The organism is Streptomyces luteolus, assembly GCF_029968015.1.
Classification (GTDB): Bacteria; Actinomycetota; Actinomycetes; order Streptomycetales; family Streptomycetaceae; genus Streptomyces; species Streptomyces luteolus.
The window spans coordinates 1-1929 of the sequence record NZ_JASCIS010000105.1; the positions used below are offsets into that span (position 1 = coordinate 1).

The 1929-nt window shown below is 70.9% G+C and carries 1 pseudogene; it reads right to left on the reverse strand.

What is annotated here, in order from left to right:
• Positions 1-471 precede the first annotated feature (471 nt).
• Positions 472-921 (reverse strand): annotated as a pseudogene (locus QIT00_RS38650) (transposase); the annotation flags it as partial.
• Between the last annotated feature and the right edge of the window lie 1008 nt (positions 922-1929).

Here is a 1929-nt window from a genome sequence, read left to right on the forward strand (position 1 = left end):
CGGACTGCCTTGGTGACACGCCGGGTGGTCATGTGCATGCCACTGGACGCCAAGTAGCAGTTTCCGTAGGCGAGTTGACCGAATGCGTACAGGCCGGGAGTGGTTTCGCCTGTGGGGGCGATGAGTTGGCTGGTGGTGGGGTGGGTACGCAGGCCGCCAGGGGGCCGGGGGTGGCGAGGCGGTGTCGTAGCAGCGTGTCGACCAGGTCGGTGGCCTGCTGGAGTGAGGGCGCCGTGTGCGGGCGGGCGGTGTTGACGAGGTGGCCGGCGCGCAGGGGCCGGGGCGTCGGCTCCGGTGTGCAGCAGGAATCCGCCGGTGGCGGGGCAGGAGCGGCTGGATGTCACGGGAGAGTTGACCGACGGCCTCAGGCATGGTCGCGAGGTCGGGAGTGTGGCTTTGGGTGCGCAGCGCACGGTTGCATGGCACGCGAAGGGTCACGGCATCGACGTGCAGAGGGTTCCCGTCGGCGCCTGGTGACCCTTGCGTCGCGATACAGCCGTGCAGGCCCCGTTCGCTGAGCAGGGTGGGAGTGGCGTCCGAGCTGGAGCCGGCGTCCAGGTGGACGGTGATGTCGTCGGGCAGCGGTCCCAGGTCGTCAAGGCGGTCCAGGGTCGGTGCGAGCAGCGGGGAGTCGTGGCGGTTGGCTCCGGCCAGGACTCGCTGGGTGGAATGCCGTAACCGTCCGTCATGCCGGAGCGTTTCAGGCCCAGTTCGCCGCGGTCGGCCGGGGAGCGCCCGGCGGCCTCGCCGCCGCCCGGGGGCTTGGGTGATCGACCCGTCGACGGCGATCTGGCCGAGGACGAGGCCGACGATCCGGTCGTAGAAGTCCAGCGCGATCTGCTGGAGCCCGGCGAAGACACCGAGCTGGATCCACTCGTCGCGGCGGTTGCGGATCGGGGTGGCCGAACAGGTCGTGTCGGCGCCGAGGCGGACTGGCCCCAGCCTCCAGGCTGCACGCCAATACCGAGCCGCGAAGAGCACCTCACCATCCCGCGCGAACACGTCGAGCAACTCGACGACGGCCAGGAGGTGAAACTCGGCACCTGGATCGGCAACGTGAACGTGAGAGCGCAGGGCTTGCGGAGCTCACTGCCGCGTGGAGCAGCGTGGAGCAGCGTGGAGCGGCGTGGAGCAGCGTGGAGCAGCGTGGAGCGGCGTGGAGCGGGGCTGTGTCTGTGGTTGGTGCGCTATGTCGCGGTGGGGCCGGGGTGGGGCCGGCATCGTCGGCGGTGGGGCGGGGCGCCGGTGTCCGAGGAGGTTTGGGGCCGGGCGGGTGCTTGTGTCCGCCGCCGCCTGTACAGGGAGCATCGGGAGGGCTGGGGCGCCATGGGAGGAGCGGCGGTCCGTACTGCAGTGGCTGTTCGGCAGTGTGTGGAGGGGGCGGGCCGGGGTGGGGCTTGTTCACCGGGGTGGGGCAGAGCCGGGGGCTGTGGGGTCCGGGGGGTCGTGTGGGGTCTCTGGTCCGTGGGCTGGAAGGCCCGTCGGACAGAATTTGTTCATGGGTGACTGTTATGCCGGTTTAGTGTTGTGGGGGTAGGGCTCGGGCGGCATCAGAGCCGGGGGTGCGCGGGCACGGGGGACGTGATGGATGCGGCCAGCCGCAGGAAGGCGACCGCGGGCCGGGCAGGTCCCCTGAACGGGGCCCGGATCGCGGGCTACCAGGTGGAGCGTGAGCTCCCCGCAACCACCGCGCCCCCCTCGGCACCCGCCCCCACCCCCGCACTGGCCCCCCGCGAACTCGAAACCCTCCGCTACATCACCTCGGAATGCACCCACCTGCAGACAGCCCGCCACACGCCCCCCCCCCACACACCATCGACACCCACCTACGCCGCATCCGCACCAAACACCACACCCACACCACCGCCGAACTCACCCGACACACCATCACCCCCGGACCCCGACAACCACGAAGCCGGCAAACAGCCC